The sequence below is a fragment of the Lichenibacterium ramalinae genome, assembly GCF_004137085.1.
GTDB lineage: Bacteria > Pseudomonadota > Alphaproteobacteria > Rhizobiales > Beijerinckiaceae > Lichenihabitans > Lichenihabitans ramalinae.
The window spans coordinates 107,493-123,349 of the sequence record NZ_QYBC01000001.1; the positions used below are offsets into that span (position 1 = coordinate 107,493).

Below are 15,857 nucleotides of genomic sequence, written 5' to 3' on the forward strand. Positions count from 1 at the left end.
ACGGTGCCGACAAAAAGCGAAGGCCGCGCGCCCCTCACGGAGCGCGCGGCCTCGGGCTGGAACCGGCGGTCGGGTCAGATCGACAGGGCGCCGCGCAGCTCCTGGAGCTGGTTCAGCTTCTCGGTGGCGAGGCGGCGACCCTCGTCGGTCGAGGCGTCGTTCACGTCGTCCTGCGCATCCTTGATCTCGGCATCGAGCTTGGCGGCGTCGAGCTGCTCGACCGGCACGGAGCTTTCGGCCAGGATCGTCAGGCCCGTGGGCGCCACGTCGGCGAAACCGCCGCGGACGAACAGGCGCTGCGCCCGGCCGCCCGTCTCCGTCACGGTGACGATGCCGGGCTTCAGCGTCGTCATGAGCGGGGCGTGGTCCTTCAGGACCGTCAACTCGCCTTCCGAGCCCGGCACGACGACGGACTCGACCTCGCCCGTGAAGAGCAGGCGCTCGGGCGACACGAGTTCGAACGGAAAGGCGGCCATCTCACATCCCTTGCGAAAAGCGCGGCGCCGCCCGGAGGCGCGCCGCGCGTCGTCTCAGACCCGAAGCCTCAAGCCGCCTTGGCGAGCCGGCCGGCCTTCTCGATGGCTTCCTCGATGTTGCCCACCATGTAGAAGGCCGCCTCGGGGAGATGGTCGTACTTGCCCTCGACCAGGCCCTTGAAGCCCTTGATGGTGTCGGCCAGCGACACGAGCTTGCCGGGCGAGCCGGTGAAGATTTCGGCCACGTGGAAGGGCTGGCTGAGGAAGCGCTCGATCTTGCGGGCGCGGGCGACGGCGATCTTGTCCTCTTCCGACAGCTCGTCCATGCCCAGGATGGCGATGATGTCCTGCAGCGCCTTGTAGCGCTGCAGCACCTGCTGCACCTGGCGGGCGATGGCATAATGCTCCTCGCCGACGACGAGCGGCGACAGCATGCGCGAGGTCGAGTCGAGCGGATCCACCGCCGGGTAGATGCCCTTCTCGGCGATCGAGCGCGACAGCACGGTCGTGGCGTCGAGATGGGCGAAGGAGGTGGCGGGCGCCGGGTCGGTCAGGTCGTCGGCCGGGACGTAGATGGCCTGGACCGAGGTGATCGAGCCCTTGTTGGTGGTGGTGATGCGCTCCTGCAGGGCGCCCATGTCGGTGGCCAGCGTCGGCTGGTAGCCCACCGCCGAGGGGATGCGGCCGAGCAGCGCCGACACTTCCGAGCCCGCCTGGGTGAAGCGGAAGATGTTGTCGACGAAGAACAGCACGTCCTGCCCCTTGTCGCGGAAGTCCTCCGCCACCGTGAGGCCGGTGAGGGCCACGCGGGCGCGGGCGCCCGGGGGCTCGTTCATCTGGCCGTAGACGAGCGCGCACTTGGAACCGGCGGCCGAACCGCCATTCTCGTGCGGGTCCATGTTGACCTTAGACTCGATCATCTCGTGGTAGAGATCGTTGCCCTCGCGGGTGCGCTCGCCGACGCCGGCGAAGACCGAGTAGCCGCCGTGCGCCTTGGCGACGTTGTTGATGAGTTCCATGATCAGCACGGTCTTGCCGACGCCGGCGCCGCCGAACAGGCCGATCTTGCCGCCCTTGGCGTAGGGAGCGAGGAGGTCGACGACCTTGATCCCCGTCTCGAGGATCTGCGCGTCGGTGGACTGCTCGGAATAGGCCGGGGCGGCCTGGTGGATGGCGCGGGTGTCGTCGGCCTTGATGGGCCCGAGTTCGTCGACCGGCTCGCCGATGACGTTCATGATGCGGCCGAGCGTGCCCTCGCCGACCGGAACCATGATGGGCTTGCCGGTGTCGGTGACCGACTGGCCGCGGGTCAGCCCCTCGGACACGTCCATGGCGATGCAGCGCACGGCGTTCTCGCCGAGATGCTGGGCGACCTCGAGCACGAGACGGTTGCCGTTGTTCGAGGTTTCGAGCGCGTTCAGGATCTCGGGCAGGTGGCCCTCGAACTTGACGTCGACCACGGGGCCGATGACCTGGGTGATGTGGCCCGGGGAGCGGTTCTGGGTGGCGTTGAGGCTGCCGCCGCTGTTCTGGGAAAAGTCGTCCATGGTGTCCTCACGTGGTGCGCGCGGGGCGCGGCGGCTTCGACGTCTGTGGTGGGAAGGAGATGGCGCGGGCGGCGCGCTTTACAGCGCTTCGGCGCCCGAGATGATCTCGATCAGTTCCTTGGTGATCATCGCCTGGCGGGAACGGTTGTAGATCTGCGTCTGCTTCTTGATCATCTCGCCGGCGTTGCGGGTGGCGTTGTCCATGGCGCTCATGCGCGAGCCCTGCTCGGACGCGGCATTCTCCAGCAGCGCGCGGAACACCTGGATGGAGATGTTGCGCGGCAGCAGCGCCGCCAGGATCTCCTCCTCGCCGGGCTCGTAGTCATAGGCGGCGCCCGTCCCCGTCGCGTCCGTTTCCTTCGGCAGTTCGGCCGGGATCAGCCGCAGCGCCGTCGGGATCTGCGAGATGACGGAGCGGAAGCGCGAGAAGAACAGCGTGCAGACGTCGAACTCGCCCGCCTCGAACATGGCGATGACCTTCTTGCCGATGGGATCGGCGTCGCCGAACCCCATCTGCTTGACGTTGCGAAGCTCGATCACCTCGACGATGTTCTGCTCGAACTGGCGGCGGAGCTGCTCGAAGCCCTTCTTGCCGACGAGCAGCATCTTCACGGTCTTGCCCTCGCGCAGCAGCGCATTGGCATGTTCGCGGGCGAGGCGCACGATGGAGCCGTTGAAGGCGCCGCAGAGGCCGCGCTCGGCCGTGCAGACCACGAGGAGGTGTGTCCGGTCCTGGCCGTTGCCGGCCAGCAGCGGCGGCGCCTGCGTGCCGGCACCGATGCCGCGCGCCAGGTTCGCCAGCACCTTCTCCATGCGTTCGGCGAAGGGACGCGCGGCTTCGGCCGCCATCTGGGCGCGGCGCAGCTTCGCGGCCGCGACCATCTGCATGGCCTTGGTGATCTTCTGGGTCGACTTGACCGAGGAGATCCGGTTCCGCAGGTCCTTCAAGGACGGCATGTCGAGGGCTCTTGTCGGAGAAGGAGGCGCCCCGGGCCTTCACGGCCCGGGATGGATCGGTTGTCGTGGCCGTGCGGGCGCCGGGGCGACCCGCGCCGGTTCAGGCGAAGGACTTGGTGTAGCCCTCGACGACGCCCTTCAGCTTGCCGGCCGAGTCGTCGCTGAGGTCCTTCGAGGTGCGGATGGCGTCGAGCAGCGGCATGTGGCTGGACCGCAGCAGGGCCAGCAGCCCGTCCTCGTAGGAGCGGATGCGGTTCACCGGCAGGGCGTCGAGGTAGCCGTTCACGCCCGCGTAGATCACGCAGACCTGCTCTTCCATCTTCAGCGGCGAGAACTGCGGCTGCTTCAGCAGCTCGGTCAGGCGAGAACCGCGGTTGAGCAGCTTCTGCGTCGTGGCGTCGAGGTCCGAGCCGAACTGCGCGAAGGCCGCCATCTCGCGGTACTGCGCGAGCTCGCCCTTGATCTTGCCGGCGACCTTCTTCATCGCCTTGGTCTGGGCGGCGGAGCCGACGCGCGACACCGACAGGCCGACGTTCACGGCCGGGCGGATGCCCTGGTAGAACAGGTCGGTCTCAAGGAAGATCTGCCCGTCGGTGATGGAGATCACGTTGGTGGGAATGTAGGCCGACACGTCGTTGGCCTGGGTTTCCACCACCGGCAAGGCGGTCAACGAGCCGTTGCCCTCCTTGTCGTTAAGCTTGGCGGCGCGCTCCAGCAGGCGGGAATGCAGGTAGAACACGTCGCCCGGATAGGCCTCGCGCCCGGGCGGGCGGCGCAGCAGCAGCGACATCTGGCGGTAGGCGACGGCCTGCTTGGACAGATCGTCGTAGACGATCAGGGCATGCATGCCGTTGTCGCGGAAGAACTCGCCCATGGCGCAGCCGGCGAAGGGGGCCAGGAACTGCATGGGGGCCGGGTCGGAGGCGGTGGCGGCGACCACGATGGAATAATCCATCGCGCCCTGCTCCTCCAGCACCTTCACGAGCTGGGCGACGGTGGAACGCTTCTGGCCGACCGCGACGTAGACGCAATAGAGCTTGGAGCCCTCGTCCGTGCCCTGGTTGACGGCCTTCTGGTTCAGGATGGCGTCGAGCGCCACGGCGGTCTTGCCGGTCTGGCGGTCGCCGATGATGAGCTCGCGCTGGCCGCGGCCGATCGGGATCAGGGCGTCGACGGCCTTGAGGCCGGTCGACATGGGCTCGTTGACCGACTTGCGCGGGATGATGCCGGGGGCCTTCACGTCGACGCGGGCGCGCCGCGTGGCGGCGATCGGGCCCTTGCCGTCGATGGGGTTGCCGAGCGCGTCGACGACGCGGCCGAGCAGCTCCTTGCCGACCGGCACGTCCACGATGGCGCCGGTGCGCTTGACGGTCTGGCCTTCGCCGATCTCGCGGTCCGAGCCGAAGATCACGATGCCGACGTTGTCGGCCTCGAGGTTCAGCGCCATGCCGCGCACGCCGGTCTCGAACTCGACCATCTCGCCGGCCTGGACGTTGTCGAGGCCGTAGATGCGGGCGATGCCGTCGCCGACGGACAGGACCTGGCCGACCTCGGTGACCTCGGCCTCGGTGCCGAAGTTCTGGATCTCCCGCTTGAGGATGTCGGAAATCTCAGCAGCGCGGATGTCCATCAGCCGACCTCTTTCATGCGTGTACGGATTGAGTTGAGCTTGGTCTTGATCGAGGCGTCGACCATGCGGCTGCCGAGCCGCACGACGATGCCGCCGATGATCTCGGGATCGACCTTCACGTCGAGCTCCACGCTGCGGCCGCCCGTGGCCTCGGCGAGGGACTGCTTCAGCGCGGCGAGCTGGGCGTCGTCGAGCGGGGCCGCCACCGTGACGGCGGCGCGCGACACGCCGCGGTCGGCGTCGTCGAGCGCCAGGAAGCCGCGGATCATGGTGCGGACCGCGAAGAGCCGCCGCTTGGAAGCGACCAGCAGCAGGAAGTTGGCGGTGAGGCCGGAGATGCCGACCCTGTCCAGCACGGCCTTCAGCGCCCGCGACTGGTCCTCGGCGGAGAAGGCCGGGCTGCGGACCAGGAGCTGCAGGTCGGGGTTGGACTCCACGAGCGCGTCGAAGCTCCTCAGCTCCTGCGCGACGCGGTCGATGGAACGCGAATCCTTGGCCAGCGAGAACAGGGCGGAGGCGTAACGGCCAGCCATCCCGGATACGATGTTTTCGGCATCGGCCACGGCGTTTCACCCTCGACGAAGACGGTCCAGCGTGTTTCGGGACGGCGGCATGCGCCAGCCCCGGCACCATGGGTGGCCATGGATTGCCGCTGTTGCAATCACGACCGGTGCGGTCGTTGCAGGGCGGGGACTAACATAGCGATTTGGCCGGTGCAAGCACACGGCGCCTTGGAAAGGCCGCCGGCGAGGCAAGGCCGCGACCACGAAAACGGCAGGGTCGTGGCGGCGCGCGGTGGGCCTGCCGCGGGTTCGGGCGGCGGCGCCCGGGGTCAGCCGTCGCCGCGGCGCCGGACCTTCCGCAGCGCCACCACGGCGCGCTTGAGCGCGCCGCGCAGCCGACGCAGGCCGCGTTCCGCAGCGACCGCGGCCGCGAAGGTCCTGAACGGGCCGGGGCGGCTCGCCACGGCGATGTCCTCGAGCCGCAGCCGGTCGCGCCACAGGCGGTCGATCATGGGGTGGCGGGGCACGGCGCAGGAATCGGTGAGCGACACCGCGTCATCGCCGAGCTGGGCCTCGGTGATGTGGAGCACGAGCTGCACGCCGGGCGAGAGCCGCGCCGCGTCCTCGCGATAGGCGATCTTCCACAGGAAATCCACGCTGCCGGCCCGCAGCAGCAGCGCCATGGCGATCGGTTCGCCGTCGAGCGCGAGACTGTCGACCCGCCACAATCCCCGGGGGCCGAGGAGGCGGGACGTCGTACGGGCGAAGGCCGTGTGGCCGGTGCGGGCGAGCAGCGCCGTGCCGGCCGCTCCCTTCCAGCCGGCGGCCTCCAGGGCGAGGAAGCGCTCCACGCCACTCCGCAAGGCGTCGCCGTCGCGGGCCGAGGCATAGGCGAGGGCGCCGCGTTCGGCGAGGCGGCGGCGCTGGCGCCGGAGGTCCTTGGCGCCCTTGGCCGAGAGCGCGGCGAGGCCGGCGCGCGGAGACCCGCGCCGCAGCACGGCCCGTTCCACCGAATCGAGCACCGCGACGGCGTGGCCGGCCCCCGCCGCGGCCCTCCGCAACGCCGCCGCCGTGGGGCCGTCGGCGGGCATCGCACGGACGACGAGGCCGCGGGCGCCCGGCACTCCCTTGGCGGCCCAGCGCAGCAGCGCCCGCAACGCGGCATCGGCCCGCTCGCCGTCGAGCAGCGGCATCCCCAGCGTCGAGAACTCATGCAGCCAGGAGACCGCCAGCGCCCGGCCGGGGCCGGCCCGGTCGACCACCGCCCAGACGGCCAGGAGATCGGTCGGCCCCCGGGCGGCATCGGCCCAGACGAGGATCAACCAGGGCCGGCGGCGGACGTCGAGGTGCTGCGCCGCCGGCAGGGCGAAGTCGGGGTCGAGGAAGACGTTGGCTTCGAGCGCCCGGCCCATCAGGTCGAGCCAGGCGTCGCGGTGGCGCGCGGCATCGGCGGGCGCGACGCGCTCGACCACGAGGTCCGGGACGGCGCCGGGCCGCGCGCCGGTCGCTTCGAGCCGCACGGCGGTCGGCTGGGGCCGCGCGGACGGACGGGCCGTCGCCTGCGACGCTTCGGGCAGGTCCCAGACGGTGCGGGCCGCGACGTCGCGCGCGGGTGTCGGCGCGGTCGGCCGGCGAGGCAGCAAGGGCATGACCGGCACAGCCTCCAGATCCGCGTCGCTTCGGGGGGACCGGAGACACCGCCACCCGCCCCTGAAGACCCCCGCGCCGTCGCGGCACGGGCAGGCAGCCCCCGCGTCGACGGGCGGGCCCGGTCCACGATCCGGGCCACCCGTTCGGGACGGAGTCCAACACCGCGCGCCTAAGGAAGCCTTAATGATAAGGAGCGCGGCGCGGCGCGGGCTTGGGGCGTTGGACGCGCGCTCGGCCGGGCCGGTTTGCCGATCCGGCGCCGTCGGGGATATGACTGCCGCCCTCCCGACCCCGCGATGGACCGCCATGACCCAGCCCCCGCGCCCCGACGCCGCCGCGAGCCTGCCGCTCGACCTGTCTCCCGAGGTTGCCGAGGCGCTGGCACGCGGACTGCCGGTGGTGGCGCTCGAATCCACCATCATCACCCACGGCATGCCCTACCCCGACAATGTCGCGACGGCCCGGGCCGTGGAGGAGGCCGTCCGGGCGGGCGGCGCCGTCCCCGCCACCATCGTGGTGCTGGGCGGCCGCATCCGGGTGGGGCTGTCGGCGGCGGAGATCGAGCGCCTGGGCCAGGCCACGGACGTGATGAAGCTGAGCCGCGCCGACCTCGCCTATGCGGTGGCGCGACGGCGCGACGGCTCCACAACCGTCGCCGCCACGATGATCTGCGCCCGCCTCGCCGGCATCGCGGTCTTCGCCACGGGCGGCATCGGCGGCGTGCACCGCGGCATGGAGACGACGCTCGACGTTTCGGCCGATCTCGACGAACTGGGCCGCACGCCCGTCACGGTGGTGTGTGCCGGCGCGAAGGCGCTGCTCGACCTGCCGCGCACGCTCGAATATCTCGAAACGCGCGGCGTGCCCGTCGTGGGCTACGGCACCGATCGCTTCCCGGCCTTCTGGAGCCGCGACAGCGGGCTACCGGCGCCGCTGCGGCTCGACACGCCGGCCGAGGTGGCGGCGCTGGTGCTGGCGCAGCGCGGCCTCGGCCTGTCCGGCGGCGTGCTGGTGGCCAACCCCGTGCCGGCCGCCGACGCGATCCCGGCCGACGAGATCGCCGGTTTCATCGCGCAGGCCGTGGCGGATGCGGGGCGGCAGGGCATCGGCGGCAAGGCCGTCACGCCCTTCATCCTGTCACGCATGCTGGAGCTGACGGGCGGCCGCAGCCTGCGCACCAATGTCGCGCTGATCCTCAACAACGCCCGTCTGGCCGCCGGGATCGCGGTCGCGCTCGCGGCCGCTTGAGGCGGCGGCGCTCCGCCGTCGCCGCGCCGGCCGGGGCGGTCAGAGACCGTGGATGCCCGCCGAAACCCGAAGATCGCGCTCTTCGCTGTCGGGCAGCGCGGGTTCCGTCCGCAAATGGTCAGCCGTCGAGCGGGCGCGCTTCCTCGGGCAGCATGATGGGGATGCCGTCGCGGATCGGGTAGGCGAGCTTCGCGGCCTCCGACACGAGTTCCTGGCGGTCGGCGTCGTAGGTCAGGCTGCCCTTGGTCACCGGGCAGACCAGGATCTCGAGCAGGCGGCGGTCGACCCGGGTCGCGCCGCCCGGGGCCGGGCTGGTGGTGGGCAGGTCGTCCGGTGTGGTCGGCATGGGGTCGGTCTCGATGGCGGGCGCGGGCCGCGATGCCGGGCCCGTCGGCCCTGCTGTATCACTGCAGGGTCGCCGACGCACCGTCCCGGCCGAGGTCCATCTCGGCGATGGCGATCAGCACATCGGCCCGCGTCTTGAGGTCGGGCGCCTCCAGCAGGGCCTGCTTCTCCTTGGGCCCGAAGGGGCTCATCATCGACAGCGCGTTGACCAGCAGGTCGCTCGGAGCGGCGTCGATGCCTTCCCAATCCACCGACAGCCGGTGCACTTCGGCGAAGCGGCGCAGCGCCTGGATGACGCCGTCCCGGTTCACGGCGTCGCGCTCGACGGATTCGTCGAAGTCCCGCGCGAAAGGGGCGAAGTCGACCCGCGCCTGGCGATAGGGCGTCACCGTCGAAAGCTCCTCGACGATGCGGTATCGGGCGACACCGGTCAGCGTGACGACGTAGCGGCCGTCGCCCGATTCTTCCAGCGAGGTGATCCGCCCCGCGCAGCCCATGTCGTAGAGGGCCGGCCGCGACCCCTGCCCCGGCGCGTCGGACAGGAGCTGCACCATGCCGATGATCCGGTCGCCCTTCATGGCGTCGTCGATCATGGCGAGGTAGCGGGGCTCGAAGATGTTGAGCGGCAACTGGCCCAGCGGCAGCAAGAGGGCGCCGCTGAGCGGGAACACCGGGATGGCCTGGGGCAGGTCGTCCGGCCCGCGGTAGGGTTTGTTGATGCTCATGTTCCGATCCCCGCCCGCCGTTCAACCGAGATGCGCCGTCACCGGAAGAGGAGGCCCGACAGCTTGCGCCGACCGGCCGCCGACGCCGGATCGGCGAAGCCCCACTCCTCGAAGAACTTGAGGAGCTGCACGCGCGCCCCGTCCTCGTTCCAACTGCGGTCCGCCTTGATGATGTCAAGGAGGGCATCGGCGGCCTCGTCGCGCCGACCCCTGGCGTTCAGCGCCAGCGCGTAGTCGAAGCGCGCCTGGTGGTCGGACAGGTCGGCCGTCATGCGACGCTCGAGATCCGTTACGTCGCCGAGGTCGGCGCTCTGCTCGGCGTTCTCGAGGGCGGCGCGCGCCGCCGCGACGGCGGGATCGGCCGCGGCCGAGCCGGTGGCCAGCGCCAGGACGGCCCTGGCCTGGTCGAGGTCGCCGGCTTCGAGGTGGAGCCGGGCGAGGCCGGCGAGGGCCGGGCCATTGGCCTCGTCCTCGGCGAGGATCTCGGAATAGATCGCCGCCGCCGTCTCGGCATCGCCCGCCGCCGCCGCGGCGGCGGCCTCGTCGAGCATCTCCTTCAGCGGATCGCCCATCGGTCCGGCGATGCGCTCCAGGAACTGCCGGATCTGGGATTCCGGCAGCGCCCCGACGAAGCCGTCGACCGGCTGGCCGCGCTGGAACGCGATGACGGCCGGGATCGACTGGATGCCGAGCTGGCCGGCGATGTCGGGGTGGTCGTCGATGTTCATCTTGACCAGCTTGACCTTGCCGTTCGAGGCCGCGACGGCCTTCTCCAGCACCGGGCCGAGCTGCTTGCACGGGCCGCACCAGGGCGCCCAGAAGTCGACCAGCACGGGCTGGCGCGCCGATTCGGCGATCACGTCCTGGCGGAATGAGGCCGTGGTGACGTCCTTGGCGGCGCTTGCGGCGCCGGCGGGCGCACCGGCCCCGATCGTGACATTCCCAAACGACATCGACGTTCCCCGAAATCCTGCGGCCGGCGCACCGGCCCCCGTGCCGGAAACATGGGGCGGGCGCGGCGGCTGTGCAACACGGGCGCGGCAGCCCTCTCGGGTGCCGGGCGCGTCAGTCGGCCATCCAGGCGACGGGGTCGCCATGCGGCCCGGCCTCGGCCAGGACGGCCTCGCGCCCGCCGGGCCAGAGCGTGAGGCGCAGCGTCGGACGCAGGTCCTCCCGGAGGGATTCGAAGCGCAGCCAGGCGAGCGGAGCGTCCGCGGTGGCGAGCGCTCCCGCCGCCCGCAGGCCATCGACGATGTCGTCCTGCGTCGCCGCCGGGAGGTACTTCCAGACGATCGAATGGTAGACGACCGTGGCGTGCCCCGATGCCGGCTCCGCCAGGCGGTCCCGCAGCCAGGGCGCGGCATCGGCGCGCTCCACCCGGAGGCCGTCGGCCAGCGCCAGGCCCACGGCGCCGTCGAGCCGGGCGAGCCGCTCCGGCTGGTCGGGCCACACATAGGACCTCAACCTCAGCCGCTGGGCGGGATCGCCGAGGTCGATCGGCTCCCGGTCGCAGCCCCGCCACTCTGCCACGGCGAGCGGGGCATCGAGCTGCGGCAGCCACCCCTGCCATTGCGGCGCCAGGCGGACCGGGCTGGCGGCATCTCCCCAGCTCCGGTCGCCGATGCGGTAGTGGAAGGCGGGCCAGCGGCCGTTCAACCCCGCGCTGGCGCCGATCTCGAGCAGGCGCAGCGGCAGGCGGGTCTCGTGGGCGACGCGCAGGAAGCCGCCGAGCAGCACGGCGGCGCGGCCGACCTCGTTGGTCTGGGGCGGGGAGCCGAGGCCCGCGAGGATGGCGGCGCGGTGCCGGGCCAGGGCGCCGGCGACGAGCGCGCGCAGGGGCTCGGGCGCGGGACGCGGCTCGGGCGGATAGGCGGCGGCGAGGTCCGGCGCGGCCCCGGCGAGCACGAGGCCGTTGAGCGCCCCGGCGAGCCGCAGCGGCAGGGCGTCGGCGAGCGGGTCGCCGGGCCAGGCCTCGGTCAGGGCGGCCGCGATCCCGTCCGCCGCGATGTCGTCGGCCACCGCCCGCAGCACGGCGGCCGTGAAGGGCGATCCCAGCGCCTCGCACCAGCCGACCTGGGTGTCGAAGGCCGCGAGAACGCCCGCACGCCGCTCCGATCGCCCCGTCATGGCACGCCCTCCGGGACGGCCCGCCGCCGCCGTCAGCCTTTATGGACCGCGCCGCGCGGGAACGCGAGGGGCCGGGCGGTGGTCACCCGGCATCGCGGTTGTGCAGGCGCCGCTCCCAGTCGAGCGCCTGGGCGACGATCTCCGACAGGTCGTCGTGCTGGGGGACCCAGCCGAGCTCGGCCCGGATCCGGTCGTTGGACGCCACGATGGCGGCGGGGTCGCCGGCGCGGCGCGGCGACATGACGGCCGGCACGGCGGCGCCCGACACCTTGCGGACTACGTCCACCACCTCCTTCACCGAATAGCCGCGCGCGTAGCCGACGTTGCAGGTGAGGCTGGCGCCGCCGGCCCGCAGGTAGCGCAGGGCGTCCATGTGGGCCTGCGCCAGATCGGTGACCTGGATATAGTCCCGCAGGCAGGTGCCGTCGGGCGTCGGATAGTCCTGGCCGAAGATTTCGAGCTGCTTGCGCCGTCCCAGCGCCGTCTGCACGGCGACCTTGATGAGGTGGGTGGCGTCGCGGGTCGACTGCCCGGCCCGGCCCTTGGGATCGGCGCCCGCGACGTTGAAGTAGCGCAGCACGACGGAACGCAGCTCATAGGCGCGGCCCGCATCCTCCAGCATCCATTCCACCATCAGCTTGGAGCGGCCGTAGGGCGACACGGGCTTCAACGGCCGGTCCTCGGTGACCTGGCCGGAGTCGGTCTCGCCGTAGACGGCCGCCGTCGAGGAGAAGATGAACTGCCCGATGCCGGCCCGCACCGCGCTCTCGATGAGGTTGCGGGCCTTGGCGGTGTTGTTGAGGTAATAGCCGAGCGGGTCCGAGACCGATTCCGGCACCACGATGCGGGCGGCGAAATGCGCGACGGCGTCGACGCCGTGCTCGGCGAAGGTCCGCTCCATCAGCGCCTGGTCGCCGAAATCGCCCTCCACCAGGGTGGCGGCCTCCGGCACGGCGGTGCGAAAGCCGGTCGACAGGTCGTCGACGACGACGACGGCCTCGCCCGCATCGAGCAGCGCCAGCACCATGTGGCTGCCGATGTAGCCGGCGCCGCCCGTCACCAGAACCGCCATGGCCCACTCCCATCCATCCCGATTCGGGTAGCCCCTGCCCCCGATGCAACGCAACGTAAACCGGCGCATTGAACAAATCGAATGCGCTCTCTCTCACGAGGTTGCGATTTTCACAGTTCAGCCCCCATTCACGACGCGCGGGACCGAATGGCGGACAGGCACGGCCCGGAAGATGGTGAGATGGACGGTCCCATGAGAAAGATTCGGAAAGCAGTGTTCCCCGTGGCGGGGCTCGGCACGCGGTTCCTGCCCGCCACCAAGTCGATCCCTAAGGAGATGCTCACAGTCGTCGACCGGCCCGTGCTGCAGCACGTGGTGGACGAGGCGCGCGAGGCGGGGATCGAGCATTTCGTCTTCGTGACGGGGCGCAACAAGGCCGTCATCGAAGACCATTTCGATATCGCCTACGAGCTCGAGGACACGCTGAAGCGGCGCGGCAAGGAGAAGGAATACCAGGCCATGATGGCCGACCTTCCGGCGGCCGGCGCCACCAGCTTCACGCGCCAGCAGTCGCCGCTCGGCCTCGGCCACGCCATCTGGTGCGCGCGCGACATCATCGGCGACGAACCCTTCGCCGTGCTGCTGCCCGACATGGTCACCCTGCCGGGCCGCCGCGGCGGCCGCTGCCTCGCCCAGTGCATCGAAACCTACGAGCGCCACGGCGGCAACGTCATCGCGGTCGAAGAGGTGCCGATGGACCAGACGAACCAGTACGGCATCGTCTCGATCGGCGCCGACAAGGGGGCCGAGTTCGAGATCAACGGCATGGTCGAGAAGCCGCCGCTGGGCACCGCGCCCTCGACCTCGATGATCTCGGGTCGCTACATCCTGGACCCTTCCGTGTTCGAGGTCCTGGGACGGGGCGAGAAGGGCGCGGGCGGCGAGATCCAGCTCACCGACGCCATGAAGAAGATGCTGGGCAGCCAGCCCTTCCACGGCACCCGCTTCGACGGCAGCACCTACGACACCGGCTCCAAGCTCGGATTCCTCGCCGCCAACGTGGCCTTCGCCATGTCGCGGCCCGAACTCGCCGAAGGGTTCCGGGCGGAACTGCGCAAGATCGTCGGCACGCTCTGAGCGAGGCGAGGCCGGCGGCCTCGTGACCGACGGCTTTGGGATCGACGGCGCTGCCGCCTTTGAATCGGCGGCGCCGCTACAATATAACGCTGGCGCGACGGCCCGGTCCGCGCCATCGGAGACCATCATGGACAAGATTCCCGTCACCGTGCTCACCGGCTATCTCGGGGCCGGCAAGACGACCCTGCTGAACCGCATCCTGACGGAGCCGCACGGGAAGAAATACGCCGTCATCGTCAACGAGTTCGGCGAGATCGGCATCGACAACGACCTCGTGGTGGGCGCCGACGAGGAAGTGTTCGAGATGAACAACGGCTGCATCTGCTGCACGGTGCGGGGCGACCTCATCCGCATCCTCGAAGGGCTGATGAAGCGGCGCGGCAAGTTCGACGCCATCATCGTGGAAACCACCGGCCTCGCCGACCCGGCCCCGGTGGCGCAGACGTTCTTCGTCGACCAGGAGGTTCAGGACAACGCGCGCCTCGACGCCGTCGTGACGGTGGCGGATGCCAAATGGCTCAGCGAACGGCTGAAGGACGCGCCCGAGGCCAAGAACCAGATCGCCTTCGCCGACGTCATCATCCTCAACAAGATCGACACGGTGGAGCCCGCCAAGCTGCGCGAGGTCGAGGCCCGCATCCGCGCCATCAACCCCTATGCCAAGCTGCACAAGGCCGAGCGTTGCGCCGTGCCGCTCGACGCGGTGCTGGATCGCAACGCCTTCGACCTCAACCGCGTGCTCGAGATCGAGCCGGACTTCCTGGTCGAGGACGACCACGATCACGACCACGACCACGGTCATCACGACCATGGCCACCACGGCCACGGCGGGCTGAAGCACTATCACGACGAGGAGATGCAGTCGGTCGCCATCGCCCACGATGGCGACGTCGATCCGGCGAAGTTCATGCCCTGGCTGAACGACCTCGTGCAGCGCGAGGGCGGCAAGATCCTGCGCTCGAAGGGCATCCTCGCCTTCAAGGGCGAGCCCAAGCGCTTCGTGTTTCAGGGCGTGCACATGATGCTCGACGGCGACGTCCAGCGCGACTGGAAGCCGGACGAGAAGCGCCTGTCCAAGGTCGTGTTCATCGGGCGCGACCTGCCCGAGGCGGCCATCCGCGAGGGTTTCCGCGCCTGCACGGCCTGACGGCCCCCAGAAACGACGAAGGCCGGCGGGAAGCCGGCCTCGTCACGACGGTCAGGGTGCCCGCGGCGGGGCACCGGGTCACTTCGGCGACAGCACCATCACCATCTGGCGGCCTTCCATCGACGGCTCGGATTCCACCTTGGCGATGGCGAGCGTCTCGGTCTTCACGCGGTCGAGCAGCCGGTAGCCGATGTCCTGGTGCGCCATCTCGCGCCCGCGGAACCGCAGCGTCACCTTGACCTTGTCGCCCTCGTCGAAGAAGCGCTTCACGGCCCTCATCTTGACGTCGTAGTCGTGCTCGTCGATGCCGGGGCGGAGCTTGATCTCCTTGACCTCGACGATCTTCTGCCGCTTGCGGGCCTCGGCCTGCTTCTTCTGCTCGGTGAAACGGTGCTTGCCGTAGTCGAGCAGCTTGCAGACCGGCGGGTTGGCGTTCGGCACGATCTCCACGAGATCGAGGCCGGCCTCTTCGGCGATGCTCAGCGCTTCCGTGATCTCCGTGACGCCCCGGTTCTGACCCTCGGCATCGATCAGCATCACCTCTCGGACGCGGATGTCGCGATTGATCTTTGGCCCGTCCTTCTGCGGGACCGGAGCGGCTTTCATGGGGCGGCGAATGGTTCTCTCCTCGACTGAGACATCGGGCGGGCGGCAGCGACGACGAAATGCCCCGCCACGGCCATGGCGACGGGGGTTCGACTGGTGAAGATCGGCGCGACTCCCCCAACAGTCAAGCCCGCATCGACGCTTCGGAACAGGATTGACAGGGGGCGCCTCGCGCGAGCCTAGTGCGCCGGCCCGAAACGCAAGCGGCCCTGCCTGGTACGGGCGGGCGCGCTCGGCCGACGGACGCAACGGCGCAGGGCGTCCAAGGTGGCGGGGGCCGGCCGAAGCGCGTAAGCTCGGCCGCGAAGATTGTCCCCGCGCGCGGCGGGGCCGCTGCGGTGAGGGTTGGTTTGATGGTGGACGGCGACGGTCGCGGGGTTCTCCAGGGCAAGAAGGTGCTGGTCGTCGAGGACGAAGCGCTGATCACCATGCTGTTCGAGGACATCCTGGGCGACTTCGACTGCGAGGTCGTGGGACCGGCGATGAACATCCGCCAGGCGACCGAACTTGCCGAGGCCGCCGACATCGACCTCGCCATCCTCGACGTCAACCTCAACGGGGAGCCGAGCTTCCCGGTCGCCAGCAAACTCCGCTCGCGCGGCGTGCCCCTGGTCTTCTCCAGCGGCTACGGCTCGCACGGCCTGCCGCCCGAATGGCAGGACACGCCGACCCTGCCGAAGCCCTTCACGTCGGACGAGGTGGGCCAGACGCTCGCCCGCCTGGTGGCCGGCGCCCGCTGACGGCGGC

General features: G+C 70.6%; 16 protein-coding genes. 4 read left to right on the top strand and 12 right to left on the bottom strand.

Going from position 1 to position 15,857, the window contains the following annotated elements; genetic code table 11:
* Positions 1-74 precede the first annotated feature (74 nt).
* The 6 genes from D3272_RS00485 to D3272_RS00510 all read right to left on the bottom strand — a co-directional run bounded on the left by D3272_RS00485 (position 75) and on the right by D3272_RS00510 (position 6,762).
* Complete coding sequence (locus D3272_RS00485) at positions 75-476, bottom strand: F0F1 ATP synthase subunit epsilon (protein ID WP_129217114.1); 402 nt, start codon at positions 474-476, stop codon at positions 75-77.
* A 68-nt stretch (positions 477-544) separates the two neighbouring features.
* Entirely contained in the window at positions 545-2,023 is a 1,479-nt protein-coding gene (atpD, locus tag D3272_RS00490) for a F0F1 ATP synthase subunit beta (protein ID WP_129217115.1), read from the bottom strand.
* 78 nt (positions 2,024-2,101) lie between these two features.
* Complete coding sequence (locus tag D3272_RS00495; protein WP_129217116.1) at positions 2,102-2,980, bottom strand: F0F1 ATP synthase subunit gamma; 879 nt, start codon at positions 2,978-2,980, stop codon at positions 2,102-2,104.
* A 100-nt stretch (positions 2,981-3,080) separates the two neighbouring features.
* Complete coding sequence (gene atpA, locus D3272_RS00500; RefSeq protein WP_129217117.1) at positions 3,081-4,610, bottom strand: F0F1 ATP synthase subunit alpha; 1,530 nt, start codon at positions 4,608-4,610, stop codon at positions 3,081-3,083.
* Positions 4,610-5,173, bottom strand: coding sequence for a F0F1 ATP synthase subunit delta (locus D3272_RS00505; protein WP_129217118.1), 564 nt, complete (start codon positions 5,171-5,173; stop codon positions 4,610-4,612). Before D3272_RS00505 ends, atpA begins: the two co-directional genes overlap by 1 nt.
* 269 nt (positions 5,174-5,442) lie before the next feature.
* Positions 5,443-6,762, bottom strand: coding sequence for a GNAT family N-acetyltransferase (locus tag D3272_RS00510; RefSeq protein WP_129217119.1), 1,320 nt, complete (start codon positions 6,760-6,762; stop codon positions 5,443-5,445).
* 307 nt (positions 6,763-7,069) lie between these two features.
* Between D3272_RS00510 and D3272_RS00515 the strand changes: the two genes are divergently transcribed.
* Positions 7,070-8,011, top strand: coding sequence for a pseudouridine-5'-phosphate glycosidase (locus D3272_RS00515; protein ID WP_129217120.1), 942 nt, complete (start codon positions 7,070-7,072; stop codon positions 8,009-8,011).
* Between the two features lie 118 nt (positions 8,012-8,129).
* Here D3272_RS00515 and D3272_RS00520 read toward each other — a convergent pair whose 3' ends face one another.
* The 5 genes from D3272_RS00520 to galE form a co-directional block, all read right to left on the bottom strand.
* On the bottom strand, positions 8,130-8,357 hold the full coding sequence (locus tag D3272_RS00520) for a Trm112 family protein (RefSeq protein WP_129217121.1): 228 nt from the start codon (positions 8,355-8,357) through the stop codon (positions 8,130-8,132).
* 58 nt (positions 8,358-8,415) lie between these two features.
* A complete protein-coding gene (locus D3272_RS00525; RefSeq protein WP_129217122.1) occupies positions 8,416-9,081 on the bottom strand; it encodes an LON peptidase substrate-binding domain-containing protein in 666 nt (221 codons plus the stop codon).
* A gap of 38 nt (positions 9,082-9,119) precedes the next feature.
* The gene (gene trxA, locus D3272_RS00530; protein WP_129217123.1) at positions 9,120-10,034 is read right to left on the bottom strand and encodes a thioredoxin; all 915 of its coding nucleotides are present in this window, start codon (positions 10,032-10,034) and stop codon (positions 9,120-9,122) included.
* A gap of 112 nt (positions 10,035-10,146) precedes the next feature.
* Positions 10,147-11,208 carry a DUF2332 domain-containing protein gene (locus tag D3272_RS00535; protein ID WP_129217124.1) on the bottom strand — a complete coding sequence of 354 codons (1,062 nt, stop codon included), beginning with the start codon at positions 11,206-11,208 and terminating at the stop codon, positions 10,147-10,149.
* An 82-nt stretch (positions 11,209-11,290) separates the two neighbouring features.
* Positions 11,291-12,280 (bottom strand): UDP-glucose 4-epimerase GalE, encoded by a 990-nt coding sequence (gene galE, locus D3272_RS00540; RefSeq protein ID WP_129217125.1) that lies wholly within the window; start codon positions 12,278-12,280, stop codon positions 11,291-11,293.
* 192 nt (positions 12,281-12,472) lie between these two features.
* Between galE and D3272_RS00545 the strand changes: the two genes are divergently transcribed.
* Complete coding sequence (locus D3272_RS00545) at positions 12,473-13,357, top strand: UTP--glucose-1-phosphate uridylyltransferase (RefSeq protein WP_129217126.1); 885 nt, start codon at positions 12,473-12,475, stop codon at positions 13,355-13,357.
* A gap of 127 nt (positions 13,358-13,484) precedes the next feature.
* Positions 13,485-14,504 carry a CobW family GTP-binding protein gene (locus D3272_RS00550; RefSeq protein ID WP_129217127.1) on the top strand — a complete coding sequence of 340 codons (1,020 nt, stop codon included), beginning with the start codon at positions 13,485-13,487 and terminating at the stop codon, positions 14,502-14,504.
* A 78-nt stretch (positions 14,505-14,582) separates the two neighbouring features.
* On the opposite strand, the gene infC is transcribed toward D3272_RS00550, so the two are convergent.
* The gene (gene infC / locus D3272_RS00555) at positions 14,583-15,110 is read right to left on the bottom strand and encodes a translation initiation factor IF-3 (RefSeq protein WP_129217128.1); all 528 of its coding nucleotides are present in this window, start codon (positions 15,108-15,110) and stop codon (positions 14,583-14,585) included.
* A gap of 353 nt (positions 15,111-15,463) precedes the next feature.
* Between infC and D3272_RS00560 the strand changes: the two genes are divergently transcribed.
* Entirely contained in the window at positions 15,464-15,850 is a 387-nt protein-coding gene (locus tag D3272_RS00560) for a response regulator (RefSeq protein ID WP_129217129.1), read from the top strand.
* The last annotated feature ends 7 nt before the right edge of the window (positions 15,851-15,857 follow it).

Bases quoted from the DNA above. Each gene is read 5' to 3' on its own strand.
- D3272_RS00510 (WP_129217119.1), bottom strand. From the start codon at position 6,762: ATGCCCTTGCTGCCTCGCCGGCCGACCGCGCCGACACCCGCGCGCGAC.
- D3272_RS00525 (WP_129217122.1), bottom strand. From the start codon at position 9,081: ATGAGCATCAACAAACCCTACCGCGGGCCGGACGACCTGCCCCAGGCC.
- infC (WP_129217128.1), bottom strand. From the start codon at position 15,110: ATGAAAGCCGCTCCGGTCCCGCAGAAGGACGGGCCAAAGATCAATCGC.
- D3272_RS00550 (WP_129217127.1), top strand. From the start codon at position 13,485: ATGGACAAGATTCCCGTCACCGTGCTCACCGGCTATCTCGGGGCCGGC.
- D3272_RS00485 (WP_129217114.1), bottom strand. From the start codon at position 476: ATGGCCGCCTTTCCGTTCGAACTCGTGTCGCCCGAGCGCCTGCTCTTC.
- D3272_RS00560 (WP_129217129.1), top strand. From the start codon at position 15,464: ATGGTGGACGGCGACGGTCGCGGGGTTCTCCAGGGCAAGAAGGTGCTG.
- galE (WP_129217125.1), bottom strand. From the start codon at position 12,280: ATGGCGGTTCTGGTGACGGGCGGCGCCGGCTACATCGGCAGCCACATG.
- D3272_RS00535 (WP_129217124.1), bottom strand. From the start codon at position 11,208: ATGACGGGGCGATCGGAGCGGCGTGCGGGCGTTCTCGCGGCCTTCGAC.
- trxA (WP_129217123.1), bottom strand. From the start codon at position 10,034: ATGTCGTTTGGGAATGTCACGATCGGGGCCGGTGCGCCCGCCGGCGCC.
- D3272_RS00495 (WP_129217116.1), bottom strand. From the start codon at position 2,980: ATGCCGTCCTTGAAGGACCTGCGGAACCGGATCTCCTCGGTCAAGTCG.
- atpD (WP_129217115.1), bottom strand. From the start codon at position 2,023: ATGGACGACTTTTCCCAGAACAGCGGCGGCAGCCTCAACGCCACCCAG.
- D3272_RS00515 (WP_129217120.1), top strand. From the start codon at position 7,070: ATGACCCAGCCCCCGCGCCCCGACGCCGCCGCGAGCCTGCCGCTCGAC.
- atpA (WP_129217117.1), bottom strand. From the start codon at position 4,610: ATGGACATCCGCGCTGCTGAGATTTCCGACATCCTCAAGCGGGAGATC.
- D3272_RS00545 (WP_129217126.1), top strand. From the start codon at position 12,473: ATGAGAAAGATTCGGAAAGCAGTGTTCCCCGTGGCGGGGCTCGGCACG.
- D3272_RS00520 (WP_129217121.1), bottom strand. From the start codon at position 8,357: ATGCCGACCACACCGGACGACCTGCCCACCACCAGCCCGGCCCCGGGC.